This window comes from Streptosporangium sp. CA-115845 (genome assembly GCF_050943795.1).
Taxonomy (GTDB): Bacteria; Actinomycetota; Actinomycetes; order Streptosporangiales; family Streptosporangiaceae; genus Streptosporangium.
The window spans coordinates 6,437,091-6,458,115 of sequence record NZ_CP191988.1 but is presented as its reverse complement, the minus strand read 5'-3'; the positions used below and the strand labels follow the sequence as shown (position 1 = coordinate 6,458,115).

The window sequence follows — 21,025 nt, the reverse complement described above, 5'->3', positions numbered from 1 at the left end:
CCGCCGTGTCCGCCTCGGAGATCGAACGGGTCTTCCGCCAGGAGTACGGCCGTGCCGTGGCCGTCCTGGTCCGCCTCGTCGGAGACATCGACACCGCCGAGGAGGCGGTCCAGGACGCCTTCACGGCCGCGGCCGAGCGATGGCAGTCCACCGGGCTGCCGCCCAGCCCGGCAGGATGGATCATCACCACCGCCCGCAACAAGGCGATCGACCGCAAGCGCCGCGAGGCGACCCGCCATGGCCGTCACACCGAGGCGCTCCTGCTGCACACCCCGGACGAACCGCCCGAGGAGGGGCCCGTGCACGACGATCGGCTGCGCCTGATCTTCACATGCTGCCATCCCGCCCTCGCCGACACCGCGCAGGTCGCCCTGACCCTCCGCCTCCTGGGCGGTCTCACCACCGCGGAGATCGCCCGCGCCTTCCTGGTGGGCGAGCCCACCGTGGCCCAGCGGATCGTCCGCGCCAAGGGCAAGATCCGCGACGCCGGTATCCCGTACCGGGTCCCTTCCGACGCCGATCTGCCCAGCCGCCTCAGTTCGGTGCTCGCCGTGGTCTATCTCATCTTCAACGAGGGCTACCTGACCGGCTCCGGCGACCGGCCTGTGCGCGAAGACCTGTGCGCCGAGGCCATCCGCCTGGGACGACTTCTGGCCGAGCTCATGCCCGACGAACCACACGTCCTGGGCCTGCTCGCCCTGATGCTCCTGATCCACTCACGCCGATCCGCCCGCACCACCCCCGACGGCTCCCTGGTCCTCCTGGCCGACCAGGACCGGACTCTCTGGGACCGCGGCCTCATCGTTGAGGGCCAAGAACTCGTCCGCCGCTGCCTCCGCCGCAACCAGCCCGGCCCCTACCAGATCCAAGCGGCGATCAACGCCGTCCACAGCGAGGCCCCCACCGCCGCCGCCACCGACTGGCGGCAGATCGTCCAACTCTATGACCAGCACATGGCCCTTGCCCCTACCCCCGTCGTGGCCCTGCACCGCGCCGTCGCCGTGGCCGAGGTCGACGGCCCGAGCGTTGCCCTGGCCCTCATCGAGAACCTGAACCTGGACACATACCACCTGTTCCACGCCCTCCGCGCCGACCTCCTGCGCCGCCTCGGCCGCATCGGCGAGGCCACCCTCGCGTACGAAACGGCCCTCGCCCGCACCCAGAACAAGGCCGAACGCGACATCCTGCACCGGAGGCTGGACCAGGCCCAGGAATGACGAGGAAAAAAGGATCGGCGTGTCCCAGGTGCGTGAGCCACCAGTTGTCGGTATATCGGCTTGCCGGCGGCGGGATGCTAAAAGTCGGCCCTTTGTTCGGGTTATATGTTCACACCTTTACGCGATCCACGAAGCGTGGCTCAGACGGAGCCGACGATGACAATCTTCTCTTGTAAGGACAATAGCCTCATGTCGGGCGTTTCGGTGTTTAACTCTGCTACGCAGTAATCGGCTGAATTCTGTGGGTAGTCTCCTCGCGTGTGGGTAGTGGCCCCGGGCCAGGCACGAGCGCACCGTGAGAGGACGGGGAGACGATCCATGATCAGCGTCCTGATCGCCGAGGACATGCATCTGGTCCGGGGGGCCATGGTCGCCCTGCTCTCCACCGAGGACGACATCAAGGTCGTGGGGGAGGTCGGTCACGGCGACGAGGTGGTCAGCTCCTGCCTGCAGCACCGGCCGGACGTCGCACTCCTCGACATCGGCCTGCCCGGCACCGACGGCCTCACCGCCGCGGCGGAACTGCACAGAAGGCTCCCCGAGTGCGCCACGGTGATCCTGACCGGGCTCGCGACCCCGGCCGCGCTGCACCGCGCGCTGGACGCGGGGGCGCGCGGTTTCGTCGTCAAGGACACCCCGGCGAGCCAGCTCGCCGACTGCGTACGCCGGGTGGCCACCGGCCAGCGGGTCGTCGACCCCGAACTGGCCGTCGCCACCCTCAACGCGAAGCCGAACCCGCTCACCCCGCGCGAGCTGGAGGTCCTGCAGGCCGCGGCCGAGGGGGCGCCGGTCGGCGAGATCGCCGACCGGCTCTGCCTGTCCGGCGGCACGGTACGCAACTACCTGGCGCGGATCCTCACCAAGGTCGACGCCCGCACGCGCGTGGAGGCGGTCAGGATCGCCAGGGAGGCGGGCTGGCTCTGGTCCGATGACCTGACCGAACTCGGCCTGATCCGCCGCCGGGACACGGGTGCTCCGGCCGGCCGGGCGAATTCGGCTCGATGAGTTTCCGCCGACCTGCCGGGTCGTCGAACCCCGACCCGGTAGATCTCGCACCTTCCCGGTCGTCTCGAATCCTCACTCAGGCTGGGCGGCCGATGCGGTCGCCCGTGCTCCGTCACGGGCCCGGCTGATCGCGGCGACGGCGGCGTCCGGGTCGTCGGCGTAGCAGCGGAGGCGCCGGGCCGTGACGACGGCCCCCAGCGGGCGCACCGCGGTCACCGGCTCCGCCAGGTCGACGACCAGGTTCGTCTGGGACGACACCGCCAGGGAGAGTTCGTCACCGGTCACCCGCAGGAGACCTTCGTGGTCGTAGCGCCGGTCCACCCGTACGGACTCGACCAGTGCCATCGGCACCCGGAGGTCGAACAGGGTACCCCAGCGGAGCCTGAGCTCGCCCGGGGCGGCGACATGGGGCCGGACGATGCCGGCGGCCGTCATCGCCAGCATCGTGACCACGGTGTACACGTCCAGGACCAGCACGACCGCGTGGACGACGGGCCAGGGCAGCAGGATGGCCAGAACCACCGTCTCGATCACGCACACCACGAGCAGGATGACCATCATGGGGGTCTGCTCGCGGGCGTAGCCGATCGCGACGGCGTCGCCGCGGACCCCCTGCCGCCGCCCGGCGACCAGATATCCGATGCTCGCCACGGCTCTCGCCTCATGCGCCGTCAACCGCAGGACCGGCTCGGGAACCAGCTCCCGCAGCGCCGCTCCGGCCGCCTCGGTGGTCCCCAGTCCCGCCGACCGGTGCCTCCTGAACGCCCCGGTCAGCAGGAACGCCTCCACCCCGACGAGAGTGGCGACGACCACCTCGGCCACCACGATCACCGGCATCGGGATGGGGACGCCCGCGACCAGGCACACCACCAGGGCCATCTCCGCGGGGAGCACCGCGTAGGCGATCGCGCGGACCAGCCGCTTCATCTGAATACCTCCAGCGTGGAGTCCCCGGGCTTCAGCCGCGGGGAGGAAGTCAGGACAGCCGCTCGCTGAGAAGCCGCAGCGTCGTGCGTACGACCTCGGCCTGGGCCGGGGGAAGATCCGCCAGGAAGGCCGCACCGAGTGGATCGGTGGAGGCCCCCGGGAGATCGGAACTGAGGAGGGCCAGCAGGTCGGCCGGGATGTGGTCGGCGAACTCGGCGGCCAGCGAGGGGATCCGCGGATCGTCGGCGGTCGCCTCGGTCAGTTCGCCGAGCCTGCGATAGAGCTCGTAGGAGCGGGCCATCGCGCCGGGGTCGGCGGCCATCGGCCGCATGGCGGCGAACAACCGCTCCCGATCCTCGGGAGTGGCGGCCGTGTCCATCAGCGCGAGCAGTTCGCGGTCCCAGGCCGCCAGCGCGGGTTCCGGCAGCTCGGCCACCGAGGTCGACATCGCGCCGAACAGTCCGGCCAGCCCGGGGGAGACCACGTCGTCGGGGTCGAGATCGGCGCCGGAGGCCTTTTCCAGCAGCACCGCCAGCCGGGACCGGCGCTCCTGGATCGCCCGCTCCTGGCGGGCGAGGTCGGCGTCCAGTTCGACGAGCACCTCGTGCAGGTCGCGGCCCCGGTCGTCGGCCAGGACGTCGCGCACCTCCTCAAGGGCCAGGCCGAGTTCGGTGAGCCGCCGTATCCGTGCCAGCTCGACCGCGTCCCGCAGGCCGTACGAGCGGTAGCCGTTGGGCCGCCGCGGTGGTTCGGGCAGCAGTCCCTGGTGGTGGTAGTGACGCACGGCGCGGGTGGTGATGCCGACCAGCGCCGCGACCTCTCCGATTCGCATGCCTGCATTACAGACGTTGACGTCGCGTCAAGGTCAAGGGCCCGCCCGGATCGCCGGGCGTCGGCGTCGCAGTGAGGCGATCGACGCGCAGCCGGTCGGCGCCGTCGGAGCCCCCGAGGCTGGGCGCGACCCTGACAGGATCATGAAGGAGTCGCGGCAACCCTCGCCGGGGAGCGGTGACACTAAGCGATCTTCCACATTGGGGTCACGCGGAGCCGGTTGTTGTACGAGGATCTGAGCCATGAGCAACGAACCGGGATGGCGGTCGGTGCTCCTGGCCCTGCTGACCGCCGGCCTGCTGGTGGGAGACGCGGCGGGCTCGGCCCCGAGACAGGCCGGTTCGACCGGCGTGCGGCAGATCGGCGAACTGGCCTCCCACTGGCACCTGAGGTACGCCGCCGCGGCCGGTGACATCACGCAACGGATCATCCCCAGCACGGGAAACCGGGCATGGCTCTTCACAACCGACAGAAGGCGGCCCGCCACGTCGTTGCTGCGTTGGAACGGCACCTCATGGAATCCGGTCGGCAGCCTGCCCAAGCAACTGCGAAAGGCCGGATATCTCGACGTCAGTGCCTCGGCGTCCGGTGACGTTGTGTTGGTGATCAACCATGTGCCAGGAAAATGGGACAGCTCGACCGAGCACCTCTGGCAATTCTCCGGCGGCCGCTGGACGCATCACCGCCCCCGTTATCTGAGCTGGACCAGCGACTTCGCCGTCGTCGACCAGAACCACGCCTGGTTCGCGCAGGGAGGCGATCCCGAAGGCCCTCCCCCGGCCATGGTTCACCGGAACGGCGCGGCCTGGCGTTGGGAAACGCCCCCGGAAGCGACGGACCTGACCGCGGTGGCGGCGGCCGGCCCCGACGATGTGTGGGTGGTGGACCACAGAGGCCGGCCCAGAACGCTGCACTGGGACGGCAGGCAATGGAAGGACGTCCCACTACCGTGCGCTCCGGCTCTCGCTCGGCGCGACTGCCATGAACGTCCCCTCCTCTCCCATCTGAGCAGTCTGGCGGTGAGGTCGAAGAACGATGTATGGGCGGTGGGGTCGGACTGGACAGGGGGTGCCCGCTCGGTCGTACTCCACTGGAACGGCACAGCGTGGAGCCAGGTGAAAATAAACGTGAGCCGGACACGGTTGGGGACCGTGCGCACCGACCCTGTCGGCGGTGTGTGGATCGCGGCGAATCCCGCGGAGGGGACGCCCTACGTGCTCAATCTACGCAATGGCAGGTGGAGTAGATCCGCTCTCCCGCGAGGCGAATCGTCCACCCGCATTCTGGACATCGCCCCGGCACCCGGCACCGCCCGCCTGTGGGTCCATGCCCGGCACGGCAACGGTCCCGGGGAAACGTCGCTGATCTACGAACTCCAGACGGCTGCTCAGCCCTGAAGGCACTCCTCGCTCAAGTGGTGACCCGGCCGGCGTGATGCCCACGTTCTCACTCTGCTCTGCCAGGGGTGTGCGGGCAGCGGCACCGCCACACAGAGACGGGTTGACCTCAAGTTATCTTGAGGTAACAGCATGGTCCGCATGAACACGACAGGAACCGGTGAACAGACCCGCGAGACCGAGATCGAGGCGATCAGGCGGGTGGTCGCCACGATTGAGCACTCCCAGAACAACGAACTCCCCGAGGAGTTTCTCGGTCTCTTCCGACCTGATGCGATCTGGACGACGAGCGCGGGCAGGCGCCTGATCGGCCGCGATGAGATCTCGGTCTTCACCCACCAGGTGCTCCCCGGCGGGATGAAGGACTCGACCGTCACCTTCGAGGTGGTGCACGTGCTGTTCATCCGCCCCGACGTCGCCGCCGTCAAGGTACGCCAGCTGTACCGGACGCCCGACGGTCCCTCCGAGGGCAGCCCGCTGTTCGTCATGTCCAAGGAGGACGGGCAGTGGCGCCTGACCGCCTGCCAGAACACCGGAGTGCTCGACTCATGACCGGATTCGTGGACGTCGACCCGGCCACGGGGGCACGGGTCGCGGCCACGAAAGCGGTGCACGGGCGTCTCGGGGCTGGAAAGCGTGGCGAGGGCGAATGCTCATGGCCCGCTGACCGGGAGAAGCACCGTGACGATCGTGAAGACTTATGCTCGTCTGCGGGCCGACGACCTCGACCGCGCTCTGCCCCTGTTGCGGGAGATGGTCGGGGCCGAACCCGACCTGCGGTTCGCCTTCGACGGCGTCGAGCTGGCCGCCATCGGCGACCTCCTCGTCGTGGCCGGACCGCAGCAGGAGCGAGCGAGGTACGCCCATGCCTCGGCGACCGTCATCGTCTCCGACCCCGATGAGCAGGTCCGCGCCCTGGAGGCGCACGGCGCCGAGATCACCACCGCGATGAGCACGAGCCCCACCGGGCGGTTCCTCTACGCCCGGCACGCCGGCGGGCCGGAGGTGGAGTACGTCGAGTGGGTACCCGAGCTGGTCGAGCGGATCATCGGGAGCTGAGCCCGGCGTGCCGCGTACGACGCGCTGAGCGGTCCGAGCGGTGAGCGCCTACTGGCGCCGGGGCAGGTCCGGCTGACCGGGAAGGACGAGGCAGGCGCCACGTGGTCACGGAAGCGGAGCCGAGCTGTCGCACCTTGAGGAGGTGTTCGGCTGCTACATGTTCCGGGTCACCGCACTGTCGTGATACCAGCCTCGCGGGGCAGGGAGCCTGCCCCGCGAGGACGAGGGGTCAGCTCAGGAACGACTCCACCGCTTGCGCAGCGCGGTCGACGCCGCCGTCAGCCCGTACAGCCGCACGGATCTCCGCCAGGCGGGCGGCCACCTCCGCTGATCCCGCGACCTCCTCGACCGTGGAGCGCAAGGCCGCCGACGTGACCTCCTCGGTGGGCAGATGCCTTCCGACACCGAGTTGTTCGAGCATGGCCGCGTTGCCGAACTGGTCCACGGCCTGGGGGATCGCCACGGTCGGCACGCCGAACCACAGCGACTCGACGCATCCGCCCATTCCCGCGTGGGTGATGAACGCCGAGGCCTCGGCCAGTACGGCCAGCTGCGGCACGGTGCGGTGCACCTCGAAGCCGTCCGGGAGCGGACCGAGATCCACAGGGTCGACACATCCGCCCACCGCGAGTACCACGTGCCAGTCCGAACCGGCGAAACCTTCGAGACACGCCCGGTAGATGTCGAGCCTGTCGTTGTAGGTGGTGCCGAACGAGACGAGCAGCACCCGCCTGTCATCGCCGGGCGGCGTCCAACCGGTCTCTGCCAGCCGCTGGGGAGAAAGGCACGGCCCCACGAACCGGACATTCGACGGCACCCGGTCGGCGTTGGGCTGCATCGCGCGCGGGATCAGGGAGAGGGCGTGGTCAGGGTGTGACTGCCAGTCCCAGGCGTCCCGCTCGATGCCGTTGTCGCGGAGCCAGGCGGTGAGCGCCGTGTAGTAGCGCTCGCCCGACTCCGACATCCGCATCGCGTCGAGGTGTTCGGCCAGATCCTGCTCGTAGCCGTCCCACGCGACGAGCGTGGGGGAAAGCTGCACGGCGGGGATGCCGTACCGTGCGGCCAGCACGGGTGCGGGCAGCCCGCCGATGTCATAGAGCAGGAGGTCGGGCCGGTCGTCGTCGTAGCGGTCGATGAGGTGCGGCAGCACCGCGATCGCCTCGTCGAGGAAGACGTGCATGGCCGAAGCCGGATCGTCCGGCCAGTCGGCCTCGCTGGTCGGGAGCAGCGAGGGATGGGCGACGATTTCGGCGCCGGTGGGTTCCACCAGCCCGGTCAGGGCCTCACCGACCGCGTAGCTCACCCGGTATCCACGGGATACGAGTTCGGTGATGACGGCCAGCGAGGGATAGATGTGACTCGGCGCAGTACAGCCGATCATGGCGATGTGTTCGCGCGTACGCATGATGTCCTGTCGGTTCTCGAACGAGGTGTTCCGACGGCGCGCAGGAGAAGACCCGAAGGACAGGGTCGCTCAAAAGGGGCCGCCCGATGGCGGGCAGGCCCGGCGGTCGCGCCGTGTCAGGCTGAACGCAGGTGAATAAAATAGATCACGCGCGAGAGGCTAACCTACCCGCCCACCTCGCCCAACCGAATTATTGCCGCGGCTTGTGCCTACGACGACGGTGGAGTACGTCGAGTGGGTGCCCGAACTGGTCGAGCGGATCATTGAGGTCAGTCGCTAAACCGGTGTACTCAGTGTCGCGAAGAGGTTGCACCGCACCGTGTGAGTCCGCTCCTCGATCCAGTAGGAGCAGCAGATGACCTGCCCATCGTGGAGAGTGTCGGGGATGTGGCCGAACCAGAGGTTGTCGCACTCGGAATCGCGCCGAACACCCTGGTAGGGATCAGCGTGCCGACTCATGATCCACTTGAGTACGGTCCAGCGCAGGTGATCAAGCACCGCCGATCCTGGCTCGTTCTTCTCTCATAGCTCCAGCCGCTCCATGAAACCAACCAGTGTCCAACTGGCTCTGCCGTTACTCATGGGCCGCTAACTTCGCGCGGATCGCGTCCAGGTCGTCAACCTGCAGCGGATCGGCCAGGCGTTCGCGGGCATCGCTAAGCCACCGGGTGACCTCGGCGGAGTCGAGCACGACGCCTTCCTCTGCGGAGTCGTCCGCCCCTGGACCGGCGAAGTACTCCTCGATCCATTCGGTCTCGATGCGGGCGCTTTCGCGTGGCCGGCGCATGGCGTCGGCCCGCTGCCAGGGCGTTTCGCTGTGGGTGAGGTGTTCAAGGTCCTGACCGCTGAGGGCACCGTAGCGGCTGACCACGTAGCCGATCGTGTTCAGTTGGGCCTCGCTCAGCGGGGGAGGGCTTCCTTCGACGGGGATGTCGTTCCTCTCGTCGTGCCACAGGGTGCCGACGACGGGCCCTCTGTCCCAGGCGGAGATGGTGTCGCCGAAGAGGGGAACGCCGAAAATGGCGAGGTGGTGGCCTTGGCTGTAGTAGAGGAGCTTGTGAAGCTTCTGGATGGCCAACCCTGGCAGTCGCTCGCGGAGTGCTGCGGCGATGGCGTGAGCTGATGCGGGCACGGCGTCAGGATACGGTTCATGCCCGGTGTGGTGAGGGTGTTTTTTCATGCCGCTGACCGTACGGCGGCCCTTGGACGGAGAACCCAACCAGCGGTTGGGGGTCGCTACCCGATGAGGCGGGCTCGGACGGCGAGATCGAGGAGGGGGCGTGCGGGGCGGCGTTGCTTCTCGATCATCTGTGTGATGGTCTGCCGGGCGACCGGACTGAAGGCGATCGTTTCCGTGGAGTGCCGTTCGGACAGCAGCAGGCACGTCAACGCCTGGTCGGGGTCGCGGTGGTGGAGTTGGCCGCGTGCCAGGTCGATGAGGTGCTGTGCGCGGCGGTTTGACGAGGGGATGGTGGAGATCGAGATCGCCTTCGCGCGGTCGACCGCTGCGGCTGAGCAGCCGACCTCCACCTCGATGGCGACGGCGTAGATGGCCACGTTCGTCTCCCCGAACATCGTCAGCGGGTTGTGGTGGGCGGATCCCAGCGTGGCTGCCGCGCGGTGTGCGAGATCCCAGTGCCGCCAGGCGTTCGCGGTCTGCCGATTTTTCGCGTACGCGATCGCGGTGAACAGCTGAAGGGAGCCCCACGCGGACAGCGCATTGCCGGACGTGCCAAGAGCGGGCCGCAGATGGTCGGCCGCCGTCGTGGCGATCTCGCATGCCTCGTCGATCTGGTTACGGCCCAGGGCCGCCATGGTCGAGGTCCAGGCCGAGGTCGCGATCAGGACCCGGTCGTCGGTTTCCTCGGCGGCGACCATCGCGCGATCAGCGGCACGGGCCGCGAGTTCCGGCTCACCGACGCAGTAGAGGAACCGCTGGGCCAACTGGAACACCTCGGCCAGGATCGCCCAGGTCTGAGGACGTTCGGATTGCTGCGCCGACCGGTGAAGACCGAGGGTGTCTCGCAGCAGTCCGGGAGCCACGATGCCCAGCGCCGTGTACGGCCGGGCGGACCGGTGCCAGGCCGACCAGGCCATCGCCAGCCGGCGCTGTACCCTGCCGATCTCGATCGTGAGGTCGGTGACCGGCTGGGCGGGGAAGGTCGGAGTGGAAAGCACGTGCCGGATGGCAGGCACCGCCTCGTGCTGGAGTCTGCCGCCCTCGCTGCGGTTACAGGTCAGCCCGTCCAGGCGGTTCTCCACGATGAGGGCGAGGTCGCGGACTCCGAGTACGTGGGCCAGGCCGACCAGTGTGGAGAGCTTGTCCAGGCGTTGTTCACCGCGTTCGACCTGGCGGAGCCACTCTTCGGTGCGTCCGCAGAGTTCCGCGCAGGCCCGCAGTCCGAGCCCTCGGCGTAGCCGGAGCGCGCGGACGCGTTGACCGATGAGCCGGTCCACCTCACCGGGATCTTTGTGTTGCGTCGCCATGGCAGGACCTCGGCCCTCGGACGTAGTGTTCGCCTGGGCTCACAGTAGCCCTGTCGCTACGTCATCGGGTGACAGCGTTAAGTGATTTCTGCAGTGAGGAGAGCGGCGGAACATGACGAGCGGCAAGCCGGTTCTGTATGTGATCGCGTGTGGAGGACGACCGGCCGCGGAGCTTCCCAGTCTCGTGGGTCATGCCCAGGCGCAGGGCTGGACCGTCTGCGTGGTCACAACGCCGTCGGGAACGAAGTTCGTCGACACGACGCGGCTTGCGCAGCTCACCGGGTACCCGGTGCGAAGCGACTACAAGCGCCCCGAGGAACCCGACGTCCTCCCCCCGGCTGATGCGATGGCCGTGGTGCCCGCCACCTTCAACACGATGAACAAATGGGCTCAGGGCATCAGCGACACCCTCGCCCTGGGACTGCTCAACGAGGCACTCGGGCTTGGACTGCCGCTCGTGGCCGTGCCCTGGCCCAACATCGCGCTCGCCCGCCACCCGGCCTTCGCCAACAGCCTGGCCCTGCTGCGCGAGTGGGGCGTGCGGGTCATCTTCGACGTGGAACGGCTCCCCGCCCCCAACTCGGGCGAGCCCGGAGCAGCCACCTTCCCCTGGGACGAGCTTTGCGAAGAGCTTCAGGAAGTGCGCTTGGTCTGCAAAGCCTGACCATCCGCATGCCATCTCCCTGGACGTGAACCCCACCACCACATGCCGGTGGTGTGGACATCTGCGGTGCGCATTGCCGAAGCTACGGTCACACATGTCCACGTGCCGACAGCAAGTGTCGAGGTAGGGCATGGAAGATCCTGCTCGCGGCTACGCTGTGCCTTGTGAGGTGGGCGACATGCTGCTGAGGTTCCGGACCGCGAATGTGCGTTCCCTGCGGGATGAGCAGGAGCTGACGTTTGTCGCACCGCCCGAGGCGGTCACCGCCCGCGAGGTGGAGCTGGCTGATGGGACGATACGGGTCTACCCGCTGGTCGGTGTCTTCGGTGCGAACGCGTCGGGCAAGTCCAATGTCCTCGCGGCCCTGTGCGACATGCGTGACGCCGTGCTCGACTCCTACGCGCGCTGGGCCTCGTTCCGAGGTATCCCACGTCAGATGTTTGCCCTGGACCTCGCGTGTGCGGATGAACCGTCCTTCTTCGAGGTCGATGTCGTTCTCGACGGGGTGCGTTGGACGTACGGCTTCGAGTTGGGTGCGGAGCGGGTCGAGTCCGAGTGGGTGCACAGCTATCCCCGGGGGCGCCGCCAAGAGTGGCTGGACCGAGACGCCTCCCGCCCCGAGCCCTACCGCTGGCCAGGAAACCGGGTCCGCGACCGTGGCCAGCTCGCTCGCCGTACGCGTTCCGACGCGCTGTTGCTCTCCACAGCCGGTACGGACAACCATCCGCAGCTTTCCGCGCTCTTCCACTGGTTTCGGCGCAACCTGTGGTCTATCGGCCCGGAGGGAGAGCGGCAGGATCGGGAGAGTTTCACCGCCTCCCAGTTGGAGGGTGAGCATGGCCCGCGGATCCGGGAATTGTTGCGGGTCGCCGACCTGGGCATTACCGGGGCGGAGGTTGAGCGAGGGGAGGCGGGACGGTCACATGCGGTCCGGCTGTTGCATCGGTCGGCCGGTGGCGGAGAGGTCGCCTTCGACTGGCAGCATGAGTCTTTTGGGACTCGTTCCTGGTTCGCGTTGCTCGGCCCCATACTGCTGGCCTTGGACGAGGGCGCGGTGTTGCTGATCGATGAGCTGGACGCCAGCCTGCATTCTCGGATGGCTGCCGAGGTCATTCGCGTCTTCGCAGACCCGGATGCCAATCCGGCCGGTGCACAGCTCATCTTCACCTCGCATGATGCGACCGTGCTGAGCAGTCCGAGCGGTGAGCGTCTGTTGGCGCCGGGGCAGGTCTGGCTGACGGAGAAGGACAAGGGCGGGGCCACCCGGTTGTACGCCCTGACGGAGGCGGAGCCGGGTGAGGAGGAGAACCTGACGGTGTCATATCTCGAAGGAGCGTTCGGCGCGGTCCCGGATCTGCTGGAGGGACAGCTCGCCCGGCGAGTAACGGCTGCCCGGGAGGCGGGGCGGCGTTGATGGCGAATAGAACGAAAGGCAAGGACGTTCTTCTCCCCGCACCGAGAGGAAACCGCCGCAAGCGCGCCGTATTCGTCTACACCGAGGGCACGGTCACCGAGCCGAAGTACATCGAAGCAGTCAAGGCGTTGGTGGAGGTGCCGGCCAATGTCCGCATCGCGAACGACCGGAAGTCGGGCTCCGACCGGATGCCGGCCGACCTCGTCAGCCAAGCCATCGCGTTGCTGGAGGAGAAGAAGCGGGAGGACAGCAAGGCCAGGCTGCCGGAGTCACTTCGGACGCAGGTTTGGTGCATCTTCGACCACGACGGCAGGGACCTGAACGGACTGACCGGCCTGCTCAAGCGGGCGAGCCAGCACGGGGTGGAGATCGCCTTCTCTCATCCGTGCTTCGAGGTCTGGCGACTGCTGCATCTGAAGTCGGCCGGCGGTACCTTCAGCGGCGTCTGCGGCCAGGCAGAGGGCAGGCTTCCGCAGAGTTTCCACCAAGTGCCGGGTGGCATCAAACATGTTGTTCCCGAGCAGATCGAGGGCCTGTTCGAGGCAGCCAAAAAGCGCGCGCTGGTGATGAACAGCCAACACCCCGAGCACGTGGCGCTGCCCAGCAGAGATCCTTATACCGACGTCTACCGGTTCGTGGAGCAGGGCATGGGCATCTCGATGTACTGACTCCGCTTCTGCTACCCGCTTCGTACGTTTGCCCTCACAGCTTCCGATGTCTCCGCGATGGCCCTAGGGTTCCTGTGCGCCCGGATGCACATCCCCGCGTTCCGCAGCTAATTACGGCGACGGCGACGAGCCACTGATGAAGGGCTATCGCGCCCGCGGCAAGTCCAAAGACCACCGCGACGACCTGCCACAGATCGTCATCGGGATGGCCGTCACCCGCGACGGCATCCCCGTCCGCATCTGGTCCTGGCCCGGCAACACCACCGACACCACCCTGATCCGCCAGGTCAAGGACGACATGCGGGACTGGACCCTGTCCAAGATCGTGTGGGTCGGTGATCGCGGCTTCGCCTCCGCCGACAACCGCCGCTACCTGCGCCAAGGCGACCACCACTACATCATCGGCGAACGACTGCGCTCGGGCTCGGCCGAGGCCAAGGCCGCCCTGTCCCGCCAGGGCCGCTACCAGGACGTGGCCGACAACCTGAAGGTCAAAGAGGTGCGCATCGGCGAGGCCGACCGGTTCGTGATCTGCTTCAACCCCGACGGCGCGATACGCGACGCTGCCATCCGCCGGCGCCTGATCACCCAACTGGGGGAAGTGATCGTCGGCACCGACCAGCTATCTGTCACCAAACGCGCCGAGCTGCGCGGCGTGATCTCCACCAAGCCCGGCCTGAACCGCTACCTGCGCACCACCCCGAACGGACTGCTGCGCATCGACGCCGCGAAGGTCAAGACCGAGGCGAACCTGGACGGCAAGTACCTGCTGCGCTGCTCCGACCCCAAGCTGTCGGCCGAGGACATCGCCATCGGCTACAAGCAACTCCTGGAGGTCGAGCGGGGCTGGCGGGACATGAAGCAGGTCATCGACCTGCGCCCGGTCTATCACCGGCTGGAGGAACGCATCCGCGCGCACGTCATCTTGTGCTGGCTGGCGCTGCTGCTGATCCGCATCATCGAGACCACCACCGGCGTCACCTGGAACCGCATCCGCGACGAGTTCGGCCTCCTCACCGTGGCCACCTTCACCGGCCCGACGGGCACCTTCCGCCAGCGCGCCGAGCTGATCAAGCCCCAGCGCGACATCCTGGCCAAACTCGACATTCCGATCCCGAAGAAGATCGTCGATGCAGCCCCCGCCGCAGACGCCTGACCAGGCACAACACCTGCGCCTAGTGACACGCCGCATCAGCATGCCCGCAGACGTTTCCACAGCTCAACACCCAGATTCATGTGTTTTTCTCGCTACACATCTGCGGAACGGGGGTTATCACTCTAAGTGTGGAAGTGATCACTATGGGTAGATGGTCAAGGTAGATCATCTTAACGCTTCGGGGGGAGCGTCAATCATGACGAACACACGGGGAACATCGGCTCTGACCACCACATTCGACCACGAGCAGACGGGAGGCCCGGCACGGGCTGCTCGTCACGGCGGGGAAAAAACCCCTGCTCGAAGGCGAGGTGCCACTGCGGGAGCTGCTCGGCGATCAGGTGCTGGACCTGCTGCTGACGCGCTCGCGTGACGGAGCGGGCGGGCTGCGGCTGACCGGCGAGGGCTCGATGCTGGGCGAGCTGGTCAAGGCGGTGCTGGAACGCGCGCTGGAGGCCGAGCTGTCGACGCATCTGGGCTATGGCAAGCACGATCCGGCCGGCAACGGGACGGGTAACTCCCGCAACGGCAGGATCGGCAAGACCGTGCAAACCGGCGTCGGCCCGGTGCGGCTGGCCGTGCCGCGGGACCGGGCCGGCACCTTCGAGCCGGTGCTGGTGCCCAAGCGGGCCGGGCGTGTCTCCGGCGGCCTGGACGACATGATCATCAGCCTGTACGCGCACGGCATGAGCGTGCGCGACATCCAGCACCACCTGCGCCAGATCTATGAGGTCGAACTATCGCATGAGGCGATCTCCAACATCACCGACGCCGTGCTGGAGGAGGTCCGCACCTGGCAGGCCCGGCCCTTGGAGGCGGTCTATCCGGTGGTGTTCCTGGACGCCATCGTGGTCAAAGTGCGCGACAACCACACGGTGCAGGCTAAACCCGCCTACCTCGCGGTCGGCATCGACACCGACGGCGACAAACACGTGCTGGGCATCTGGCTCGCCAAGACCCCGCTCGACCACGCCACCGCCGGCGAGTCCGCCCGGTTCTGGAGCGCGGTCATGACCGACCTGCGCAACCGCGGCGTGCGCGACATCCTCATCGCCTGCACCGACGGCCTGAACGGCTTCGAAGACGCCATCCACGCCGCCTTCCCTTACACCATCGTGCAGACCTGCGTCGTGCACTTGATCAGAAACGCACTGCGGCCGGTGGCCCGCCGCGACCGGGCCGCCGTGGCCGCCGAGCTGAAGAAGATCTACACCGCGCCCAGCGCGGAGGCGGCCTTCGAGGCCCTGGCCGACTTCATCGCCTCCATCTGGGGCGAGAGGTACCCGCAGGCGGGCCGCGTGTTCGAAGCCGCCTGGGACCGCTTCACCCCGTTCTTCGCCTTCACCCCCGGAGTGCGCCGACTGCTCTACACCACCAACGGCATCGAGTCCCTGAACTATCAACTGCGCAAGGTCACCAAGGCCCGGGGACACTTCCCCGGCGACGACGCCGTGGTCAAACTCCTCTGGCTGGCCATCATCAACATCGAGGACAAACGCGCCCGCGAACGCGCAGCCCACAAGGAGAAAACCGGCAAGATCAAGAACTCGCCCAGCACCGCACGTCTCATCGAAGGTCAACGCACCATCGGCTGGCGTGAAGCACTCATCGAACTCGACATCGCCTATCCGGGAAGGATCAAGTAAAACAGGTAAAGAAGGCTCTCCATCTACCAAGAAGGGCCTTTACACACTTCAGGTGACAAGCTCGCGGAACGCAGGGGATACTGCCGTCGCTGCCGCCGCCGAGAATGTTGAAGACCTGGCCGCCGCCTTGGGCGAGCATGCCGCGGACGGCGACCTGGGTGTCGTACACGGTGCCGAGCATGTTCGTGGTGACCATCGCGCGGACGTCGTCAGGTGTGGTCTCGATGATGGGGAGGGTGGTGTGGGCGACGTCGGCGTTGTTGATCCACAGGTCGACCCCGCCGAGCGCGTCCACCGCGGCGCTTCACAGCGCCTCGACGTCCTCGCACCGGGTGCGAGGAGTCGGTCTAGGCCGCGGAACGGTTCGTGAGCGGGCGGCGGCGGCGGGCGGTGTCGGCCAGCACCGGCGGGCGCCAGGCACCGTCCGGCTGGTAGGCGTTGGTCCCGGGCGGCACGATTTCGTCGATCCGGTCAAGGGTCGCGTCGTCGAGGGTGAGTGAGGCGCCCTTCAGCAGCGTCTCCAGCTGGTTCATCGTTCGCGGCCCTACGATCACCGAGGTGACGCCGGGATGTGCCACGCTGAAGGCCACGGCCAGTTCGGGCAGCGAGCAGCCGATGCCGTCCGCGACCTCCACGAGCTGTTCGACGATGTCCAGCTTGGTGGCGTTCGCCGGAAGCGAGGGATCGAAGCGCGCCGGTGTCAGTGCCGCACGACCGGTGGTGAGATCGATGGGCCGGCCTTTGCGGTACTTGCCGGTCAGAAAGCCCGAGGCCAGCGGGCTCCAGGTCAGCACCCCCATCCCCAACCGCTGGCAGACCGGCAGTACGGAGGTCTCGATGCCCCTGGCCAGCAGCGAGTACGGCGGCTGCTCGGTCCTGAAGCGCAGCAGGCCGCGGCGCTCGGCGACGTGATGCGCCTCGACGATCTCCTCGGCCGGGAATGTGGAGCAGCCGAAGGCGCGGATCTTGCCCTGGTGCACGAGGTCGCTCAGCGTGCTGAGCGTCTCCTCGATGTCGGTCGTGTGGTCGGGGCGATGAATCTGGTAGAGGTCGATCCAGTCGGTGCGCAGGCGCCTGAGGCTCTCCTCGACCTCCTTGATGATCCAGCGCCGGGAGTTACCGCTGCGATTCGGGCCCTCGCCCATCTGGAAGTGCACCTTGGTGGCGAGCACGACGTCGTCACGACGGCCGCGCAACGCCTTTCCCACGATCTCCTCCGACTCGCCCGCCGAGTACATGTCCGCGGTGTCGACGAAGTTGATCCCCTGATCGAGGGCTGTGTGGATGATGCGGGCACACTCGTCGTGGTCGGGGTTGCCGACAGCGCCGAACATCATGGTTCCGAGGCAGTGGGCACTCACTTCGATGCCGGTACCACCGAGAACGCGGTAGTGCATGGTCAAACTCCCTTAGTGGTCGCGGACCGGGGTGATCATGCGGCGTACTCTAGGTTCTAGAGTCGGCTCTAGGGCAAGCCCCTACTGTGAAGGGCATGCCGAAAGCCGAACAGGATCTGAGCATCGGACAGGTCGCCGAACGCACCGGTTTGAGTGTGCATACGCTGCGCTTCTACGAGCGTGAAGGCGTCCTGGCCAATCCCGTAGGCCGTGGACCCGGCAGACGTCGTCTCTACAGCGAGGACGACGTGGAGTGGCTGCGGCTCTGCGTCATTCTCCGTGCCTCCGGCATGCCCCTCCCCGAGATCCGCCAGTACACCGACCTCGTCAGGCAGGGTTCCGGCACCGAGGAAGAACGGCTCGCGCTGCTGCGCCGGCACCGGGAGCACGTGCTCGCCCAGATGGACAAGCTGACCCGGTGCCTGGACCTGATCACGTTTAAGGTCGGGGTGTACGAAGACCACCTCGAACATGGCCCCGCCAGGCAGGGATGCGACGCGTCGTCACTGTCCGAGCAGCAAGAGCAGGATTAGCGCGGTGTGTCACCTCCGCGAGTTGAGGGTGGGAGTACGGATCAGGAGCACACCTCCGCTAAGGAAACGGTTCGCTTCCGTTGGGTTCGTCTGACGAGAATGGCCGCCAGAGGGAGGGGATCATGTCGATGCGGCCGGTGGGGTTCACCACGCTCTGGAGGCCGACCGGGCCGGAGGAGTTGGACTTGGTGCGCCGGTCGGGGTGGCGCAGGTGGCCGCCGCGGCTGCCGGAGCAGCCGATCTTCTATCCGGTGCTCAACGAGGCGTACGCGGTGAAGATCGCCCGAGACTGGAACGTCCCGCACTCCGGGGTCGGTTACGTCACCCGGTTCCAGGTCGACAGTGACTTCGTCGCTCGCTATCCGGTCCGGCAGGCGGGCGGCATGGACATCCTGGAGTTGTGGGTGCCCGCCGAGGAGTTGGCGGAGTTCAACGACCACATCGTGGGTGTGATCGAGGTCGTCCACGAGTTCGGGCGGGCTGCGGCAGGATCGTGACACTTCTTCCGGTTCTCGCACCTGCTCGGTGTGGGAGTGAGAACGGCATGCCGGTGTCGTTTCTGGACGATCCGGTTGGCGAGCGGGGATTCGGTGAGTGTGGGCCGTACCAGCTGTTGAGCGAGGCAGAGCTGGTTCTGCCGATGGCTCGCGCTGACCTTTCCGAGCTCATGGCGAATGAGCTGGAACCCGCAACGGTTGGCGAGGCGATGTTCAACTTCTGGGACTGATCACGGACTCCCGAGATGGCGGAGGCATTGACGTGAGGAGCCGAGAGAATCCCGGATGTCATCTTTCACGAGGACATCGGTCAGGTTCGCACCAGGCAATCCCTTTATGTCAGCTCTTCGACCTTGAGAGAGGAGCCGGTTCTGTTGAGGCGTCAATCAGATGCGGCCGGCGCGGGATCTTCTTCAGACGCCAACCTGGCATCCACTCGCTGGTTCTCTGGTGATTGTTCACCTTGAGGTACCTGGGTACCATGGAAGCGAAAGGGGGAAGCCATGACGATGCCTCACCCGGCCAAGCGGCAATCACCGCTGAAAGTCGACCCGGCAACCGACGAGCTGATCTCCCAGGGAGCCCACTTCCTCGGGATGACCAAGAAAGACCTGGTCGCCGCCGCCGTCCGCGTCTACCTGGACCAGCAGCGCGAACAGATCCGCCGCGGGATGATCGAGTCGATGAAGGTCCTGGACGGCTCCCTGTCCTCCAATGTGTCCCTGCTCACCGGCCTGTCGCCCGAACGCATCAACGAACTCGGTGGCACCGGCGACTGGGAGGAATGACATCTCCATGCATCGTGTCCGCCCCACACTGCGTGTCCTCCGCAACGACCTGAAGCTGCCCGTACCATCCGGGCAGACTCCCTTGGACACGATCAGCCATCCGCTGCTGGACAAGGCTTCCGAGCAGTTCGCCGATCCCGGCAGCGTGCACGAGCGCATCCGTGCTATCGATGACGTGTACGGCGATCCCTTGGGAAGCACGTCAGCGCCATACCCCGTCACCTTCGACGTGCGGACTTCCCGCGTGACCTGGGGCACCGGTCTTCCCTGATCGCCGCCTGCCTTCCTGACCTCGGGGCCGGTGGCTATGACCGGGGCTCACGCCGCAGGTCCCGGCTCCACGGCCGTTCCCAAGCTCGGTACGGAGGCGTTCCTCACCTCGAATCAAAAGAGAGTCGCCCCTCCGTAGCCCGGACACCAGCGTGTGACATCAGGCGGTTACCGCCGAGAAGCCGATCAGCGGTACATGCCGGGTTTGTTGGCGAATATCCAGCGGTTGCCTGCCAGGGCGTCGTTCGGCTCAGGCAGTGGCCCGCGACCGTGGTGGCGGGTGAAGTCGAAGGGGGTGTGGGTCTCGGTGGACCAGCCCAACTCCCGCAGGTGGCCGGCGGAGTCGGGGCGCGGCTCCCCGTCGAACAGGGCGAGCAGGTCGACGCCGATCTGCTGTCTGGTCGCGACGTAGACGGGGTTGGCGCGAATCTCCGGAGACTCCACCCCGAGCTTGACCTCGAAGGCCAGGGTGCTTCCCTCGGCGCTCAGGTGGTCCACGGTGTCGATGAGACGCCGCTCGGCGGTTGACGGGAGATAGAGCAGCAGGCCCTCGGCCAGCCAGGCGGTCGGTACGGCCGGGTCGAAGCCCGTGCTCAGCAGCGACCGGGCCCAGTCCTCGCGCAGGTCGGTCGCGATCGGGCGGCGGGTGGCCGTCGGGATGGCGGCGAGACCGTCGAGCACCTGGTGTTTGAACGCCAGGACGCCGTCGCGGTCGATCTCGTAGACGACCCGCTCCGCCGGCCAGCCGAGCCGGAAGGCCCGGGTGTCGAGGCCCGCGCCGAGCAGCACGACCTGCCGGGCGCCCGCGTGGACCGAGCGGGTGAGGAAGTCGTCGAGGACTCGGGTGCGCAGACCGAAATAGCGCCCCAGCCTGCCCCACAGGGGGTTGGCGTCCCCGTCCGGCACCTCCGCCGGGCGGACCGGCCAGGCCGCGGACGCTTTGGCGGCGCGCACGAAGTGCTCGGCGTAGGCGTCGGCGGCCAGGGCGTCGGGCCGGTGGGTCTCGATCGCCCGCGCGGCGGCGACCATGAGGGCGGTCAGGCCGACGCCGCCTTCGACACCTGGCACGCGTCCTCCTCTCCGGCTGGGGGCGCCCACGGGCGGTCACCGGTGGTGAGGTGAGCGCCGTAGAGAACGGCCATGAAGCGCAGGATGTCCGCGTCCGGCAGGTGTCGGCTGACGGTGCAGTCGGTCAGCACCGTGATGTGGAGGCCCTTCTGGAACGCGGTCCGGGCGGTGGAGTCCACGCAGACGTCGGTGTACAGGCCCGCGAACACGAGCCGCCCGATGCCGCGACGGACGAGGTGCTGCTCGAACCCGGCGCTGAGGAAGGCGTCGAAGCACGCTTGCTTGGTGAAGACGCGCTCCTCCGGCAGGGGTGACACCCGATGGAACTCCGCACCCCACGAGCCTTCCAGGCACTTGAGCGGTTTGTTCTGTACGCGGTCCCGGCGCCGCCAGCTCGGACCCTGGTGTTCGGCGTCGCCGACGAACCGGACGAAGACCACCTCCATGCCGCGGGCCCGCGCCCGGTCGACGGCCAGCGAGGTGTTCGTCGCGACGGCCTCCAGGGTCGCGGGGGCGCCGGAGTACCGGGCGCGGGCGGTCGGCCCGACACAGAAGTCGTTCTGCAGGTCCACGACGACCAGTGCGGTGGTCATGTG

General features: G+C 67.5%; 24 protein-coding genes and 1 pseudogene. 15 read left to right on the top strand and 10 right to left on the bottom strand.

Features of this window, described 5'->3' with window-relative positions:
• Positions 1-5: 5 nt before the first annotated feature.
• Together ACQP0P_RS31160 and ACQP0P_RS31155 are read left to right on the top strand one after the other, a co-directional pair.
• A complete protein-coding gene (locus ACQP0P_RS31160) occupies positions 6-1,217 on the top strand; it encodes an RNA polymerase sigma factor (RefSeq protein WP_433361358.1) in 1,212 nt (403 codons plus the stop codon).
• A gap of 318 nt (positions 1,218-1,535) precedes the next feature.
• On the top strand, positions 1,536-2,222 hold the full coding sequence (locus tag ACQP0P_RS31155; protein ID WP_433361355.1) for a response regulator transcription factor: 687 nt from the start codon (positions 1,536-1,538) through the stop codon (positions 2,220-2,222).
• Between the two features lie 72 nt (positions 2,223-2,294).
• Here ACQP0P_RS31155 and ACQP0P_RS31150 read toward each other — a convergent pair whose 3' ends face one another.
• Both ACQP0P_RS31150 and ACQP0P_RS31145 read right to left on the bottom strand, forming a co-directional pair.
• Positions 2,295-3,149 carry a hypothetical protein gene (locus tag ACQP0P_RS31150; RefSeq protein ID WP_433361352.1) on the bottom strand — a complete coding sequence of 285 codons (855 nt, stop codon included), beginning with the start codon at positions 3,147-3,149 and terminating at the stop codon, positions 2,295-2,297.
• Positions 3,150-3,198: 49 nt separating this feature from the next.
• Positions 3,199-3,981, bottom strand: coding sequence for a MerR family transcriptional regulator (locus ACQP0P_RS31145; RefSeq protein WP_433361349.1), 783 nt, complete (start codon positions 3,979-3,981; stop codon positions 3,199-3,201).
• 241 nt (positions 3,982-4,222) lie between these two features.
• Here ACQP0P_RS31145 and ACQP0P_RS31140 point away from each other — a divergent pair, with 241 nt between their 5' ends.
• The 3 genes from ACQP0P_RS31140 to ACQP0P_RS31130 all read left to right on the top strand — a co-directional run bounded on the left by ACQP0P_RS31140 (position 4,223) and on the right by ACQP0P_RS31130 (position 6,436).
• Positions 4,223-5,377: a hypothetical protein gene (locus ACQP0P_RS31140; protein ID WP_433361346.1), complete on the top strand. Its 1,155-nt coding sequence runs from the start codon at positions 4,223-4,225 to the stop codon at positions 5,375-5,377.
• 141 nt (positions 5,378-5,518) lie between these two features.
• Positions 5,519-5,929, top strand: coding sequence for an SgcJ/EcaC family oxidoreductase (locus tag ACQP0P_RS31135; RefSeq protein WP_433361343.1), 411 nt, complete (start codon positions 5,519-5,521; stop codon positions 5,927-5,929).
• Between the two features lie 129 nt (positions 5,930-6,058).
• The gene (locus ACQP0P_RS31130; protein ID WP_433361340.1) at positions 6,059-6,436 is read left to right on the top strand and encodes a VOC family protein; all 378 of its coding nucleotides are present in this window, start codon (positions 6,059-6,061) and stop codon (positions 6,434-6,436) included.
• Between the two features lie 229 nt (positions 6,437-6,665).
• Here the strand turns inward: ACQP0P_RS31130 and ACQP0P_RS31125 are convergent, their stop codons facing one another.
• The 4 genes from ACQP0P_RS31125 to ACQP0P_RS31110 all read right to left on the bottom strand — a co-directional run bounded on the left by ACQP0P_RS31125 (position 6,666) and on the right by ACQP0P_RS31110 (position 10,328).
• The gene (locus ACQP0P_RS31125) at positions 6,666-7,841 is read right to left on the bottom strand and encodes a macrolide family glycosyltransferase (RefSeq protein WP_433361337.1); all 1,176 of its coding nucleotides are present in this window, start codon (positions 7,839-7,841) and stop codon (positions 6,666-6,668) included.
• A gap of 276 nt (positions 7,842-8,117) precedes the next feature.
• On the bottom strand, positions 8,118-8,339 hold the full coding sequence (locus ACQP0P_RS31120; RefSeq protein WP_433361334.1) for a hypothetical protein: 222 nt from the start codon (positions 8,337-8,339) through the stop codon (positions 8,118-8,120).
• Positions 8,340-8,415: 76 nt separating this feature from the next.
• On the bottom strand, positions 8,416-8,973 hold the full coding sequence (locus ACQP0P_RS31115; RefSeq protein ID WP_433361331.1) for a Panacea domain-containing protein: 558 nt from the start codon (positions 8,971-8,973) through the stop codon (positions 8,416-8,418).
• A 104-nt stretch (positions 8,974-9,077) separates the two neighbouring features.
• A complete protein-coding gene (locus ACQP0P_RS31110) occupies positions 9,078-10,328 on the bottom strand; it encodes a helix-turn-helix domain-containing protein (RefSeq protein ID WP_433361328.1) in 1,251 nt (416 codons plus the stop codon).
• A 112-nt stretch (positions 10,329-10,440) separates the two neighbouring features.
• Between ACQP0P_RS31110 and ACQP0P_RS31105 the strand changes: the two genes are divergently transcribed.
• The 5 genes and pseudogenes from ACQP0P_RS31105 (at position 10,441) to ACQP0P_RS31085 (ending at position 15,876) form a co-directional block, all read left to right on the top strand.
• On the top strand, positions 10,441-10,992 hold the full coding sequence (locus tag ACQP0P_RS31105; protein WP_433361325.1) for a flavoprotein: 552 nt from the start codon (positions 10,441-10,443) through the stop codon (positions 10,990-10,992).
• A 178-nt stretch (positions 10,993-11,170) separates the two neighbouring features.
• A complete protein-coding gene (locus ACQP0P_RS31100) occupies positions 11,171-12,406 on the top strand; it encodes an AAA family ATPase (RefSeq protein ID WP_433361323.1) in 1,236 nt (411 codons plus the stop codon).
• Positions 12,406-13,074 (top strand): RloB family protein, encoded by a 669-nt coding sequence (locus ACQP0P_RS31095; protein WP_433361320.1) that lies wholly within the window; start codon positions 12,406-12,408, stop codon positions 13,072-13,074. The genes ACQP0P_RS31100 and ACQP0P_RS31095 overlap by 1 nt, the downstream gene beginning before the upstream one ends.
• A gap of 121 nt (positions 13,075-13,195) precedes the next feature.
• A pseudogene (locus ACQP0P_RS31090) lies at positions 13,196-14,230 on the top strand (IS1634 family transposase); the annotation flags it as partial.
• 326 nt (positions 14,231-14,556) lie between these two features.
• On the top strand, positions 14,557-15,876 hold the full coding sequence (locus ACQP0P_RS31085; protein ID WP_433381647.1) for an IS256 family transposase: 1,320 nt from the start codon (positions 14,557-14,559) through the stop codon (positions 15,874-15,876).
• On the opposite strand, the gene ACQP0P_RS31080 is transcribed toward ACQP0P_RS31085, so the two are convergent.
• Both ACQP0P_RS31080 and ACQP0P_RS31075 read right to left on the bottom strand, forming a co-directional pair.
• Positions 15,869-16,171 carry an SDR family NAD(P)-dependent oxidoreductase gene (locus ACQP0P_RS31080; protein ID WP_433361317.1) on the bottom strand — a complete coding sequence of 101 codons (303 nt, stop codon included), beginning with the start codon at positions 16,169-16,171 and terminating at the stop codon, positions 15,869-15,871. The genes ACQP0P_RS31085 and ACQP0P_RS31080 overlap by 8 nt on opposite strands.
• A 52-nt stretch (positions 16,172-16,223) precedes the next feature.
• Positions 16,224-17,273, bottom strand: a complete 1,050-nt coding sequence (locus ACQP0P_RS31075) for an aldo/keto reductase (RefSeq protein WP_433361314.1) — start codon at positions 17,271-17,273, stop codon at positions 16,224-16,226.
• A 95-nt stretch (positions 17,274-17,368) separates the two neighbouring features.
• On the opposite strand from ACQP0P_RS31075, the gene ACQP0P_RS31070 reads away from it, so the two are divergent.
• The 5 genes from ACQP0P_RS31070 (at position 17,369) to ACQP0P_RS31050 (ending at position 19,362) form a co-directional block, all read left to right on the top strand.
• Positions 17,369-17,806 (top strand): MerR family transcriptional regulator, encoded by a 438-nt coding sequence (locus ACQP0P_RS31070; protein ID WP_433361311.1) that lies wholly within the window; start codon positions 17,369-17,371, stop codon positions 17,804-17,806.
• A gap of 122 nt (positions 17,807-17,928) precedes the next feature.
• Positions 17,929-18,303, top strand: a complete 375-nt coding sequence (locus ACQP0P_RS31065) for an ADP-ribosylation/crystallin J1 (protein ID WP_433361308.1) — start codon at positions 17,929-17,931, stop codon at positions 18,301-18,303.
• 47 nt (positions 18,304-18,350) lie between these two features.
• Complete coding sequence (locus tag ACQP0P_RS31060) at positions 18,351-18,533, top strand: hypothetical protein (RefSeq protein WP_433361305.1); 183 nt, start codon at positions 18,351-18,353, stop codon at positions 18,531-18,533.
• 273 nt (positions 18,534-18,806) lie between these two features.
• Positions 18,807-19,091: a hypothetical protein gene (locus ACQP0P_RS31055; protein ID WP_355556750.1), complete on the top strand. Its 285-nt coding sequence runs from the start codon at positions 18,807-18,809 to the stop codon at positions 19,089-19,091.
• Between the two features lie 82 nt (positions 19,092-19,173).
• A complete protein-coding gene (locus ACQP0P_RS31050) occupies positions 19,174-19,362 on the top strand; it encodes a hypothetical protein (RefSeq protein ID WP_433361301.1) in 189 nt (62 codons plus the stop codon).
• A gap of 185 nt (positions 19,363-19,547) precedes the next feature.
• Here ACQP0P_RS31050 and ACQP0P_RS31045 read toward each other — a convergent pair whose 3' ends face one another.
• Both ACQP0P_RS31045 and ACQP0P_RS31040 read right to left on the bottom strand, forming a co-directional pair.
• A complete protein-coding gene (locus ACQP0P_RS31045; protein ID WP_433361298.1) occupies positions 19,548-20,429 on the bottom strand; it encodes a class I SAM-dependent methyltransferase in 882 nt (293 codons plus the stop codon).
• The gene (locus ACQP0P_RS31040; protein WP_433361295.1) at positions 20,399-21,022 is read right to left on the bottom strand and encodes a cysteine hydrolase family protein; all 624 of its coding nucleotides are present in this window, start codon (positions 21,020-21,022) and stop codon (positions 20,399-20,401) included. Before ACQP0P_RS31040 ends, ACQP0P_RS31045 begins: the two co-directional genes overlap by 31 nt.
• Positions 21,023-21,025 lie beyond the last annotated feature (3 nt).

Bases quoted from the DNA above. Each gene is read 5' to 3' on its own strand.
- ACQP0P_RS31095 (WP_433361320.1), top strand. From the start codon at position 12,406: ATGGCGAATAGAACGAAAGGCAAGGACGTTCTTCTCCCCGCACCGAGA.
- ACQP0P_RS31065 (WP_433361308.1), top strand. From the start codon at position 17,929: ATGTCGATGCGGCCGGTGGGGTTCACCACGCTCTGGAGGCCGACCGGG.
- ACQP0P_RS31040 (WP_433361295.1), bottom strand. From the start codon at position 21,022: ATGACCACCGCACTGGTCGTCGTGGACCTGCAGAACGACTTCTGTGTC.
- ACQP0P_RS31150 (WP_433361352.1), bottom strand. From the start codon at position 3,149: ATGAAGCGGCTGGTCCGCGCGATCGCCTACGCGGTGCTCCCCGCGGAG.
- ACQP0P_RS31070 (WP_433361311.1), top strand. From the start codon at position 17,369: ATGCCGAAAGCCGAACAGGATCTGAGCATCGGACAGGTCGCCGAACGC.
- ACQP0P_RS31125 (WP_433361337.1), bottom strand. From the start codon at position 7,841: ATGCGTACGCGCGAACACATCGCCATGATCGGCTGTACTGCGCCGAGT.
- ACQP0P_RS31140 (WP_433361346.1), top strand. From the start codon at position 4,223: ATGAGCAACGAACCGGGATGGCGGTCGGTGCTCCTGGCCCTGCTGACC.
- ACQP0P_RS31155 (WP_433361355.1), top strand. From the start codon at position 1,536: ATGATCAGCGTCCTGATCGCCGAGGACATGCATCTGGTCCGGGGGGCC.
- ACQP0P_RS31135 (WP_433361343.1), top strand. From the start codon at position 5,519: ATGAACACGACAGGAACCGGTGAACAGACCCGCGAGACCGAGATCGAG.
- ACQP0P_RS31145 (WP_433361349.1), bottom strand. From the start codon at position 3,981: ATGCGAATCGGAGAGGTCGCGGCGCTGGTCGGCATCACCACCCGCGCC.
- ACQP0P_RS31100 (WP_433361323.1), top strand. From the start codon at position 11,171: ATGCTGCTGAGGTTCCGGACCGCGAATGTGCGTTCCCTGCGGGATGAG.
- ACQP0P_RS31105 (WP_433361325.1), top strand. From the start codon at position 10,441: ATGACGAGCGGCAAGCCGGTTCTGTATGTGATCGCGTGTGGAGGACGA.
- ACQP0P_RS31060 (WP_433361305.1), top strand. From the start codon at position 18,351: ATGCCGGTGTCGTTTCTGGACGATCCGGTTGGCGAGCGGGGATTCGGT.
- ACQP0P_RS31110 (WP_433361328.1), bottom strand. From the start codon at position 10,328: ATGGCGACGCAACACAAAGATCCCGGTGAGGTGGACCGGCTCATCGGT.
- ACQP0P_RS31055 (WP_355556750.1), top strand. From the start codon at position 18,807: ATGACGATGCCTCACCCGGCCAAGCGGCAATCACCGCTGAAAGTCGAC.
- ACQP0P_RS31075 (WP_433361314.1), bottom strand. From the start codon at position 17,273: ATGCACTACCGCGTTCTCGGTGGTACCGGCATCGAAGTGAGTGCCCAC.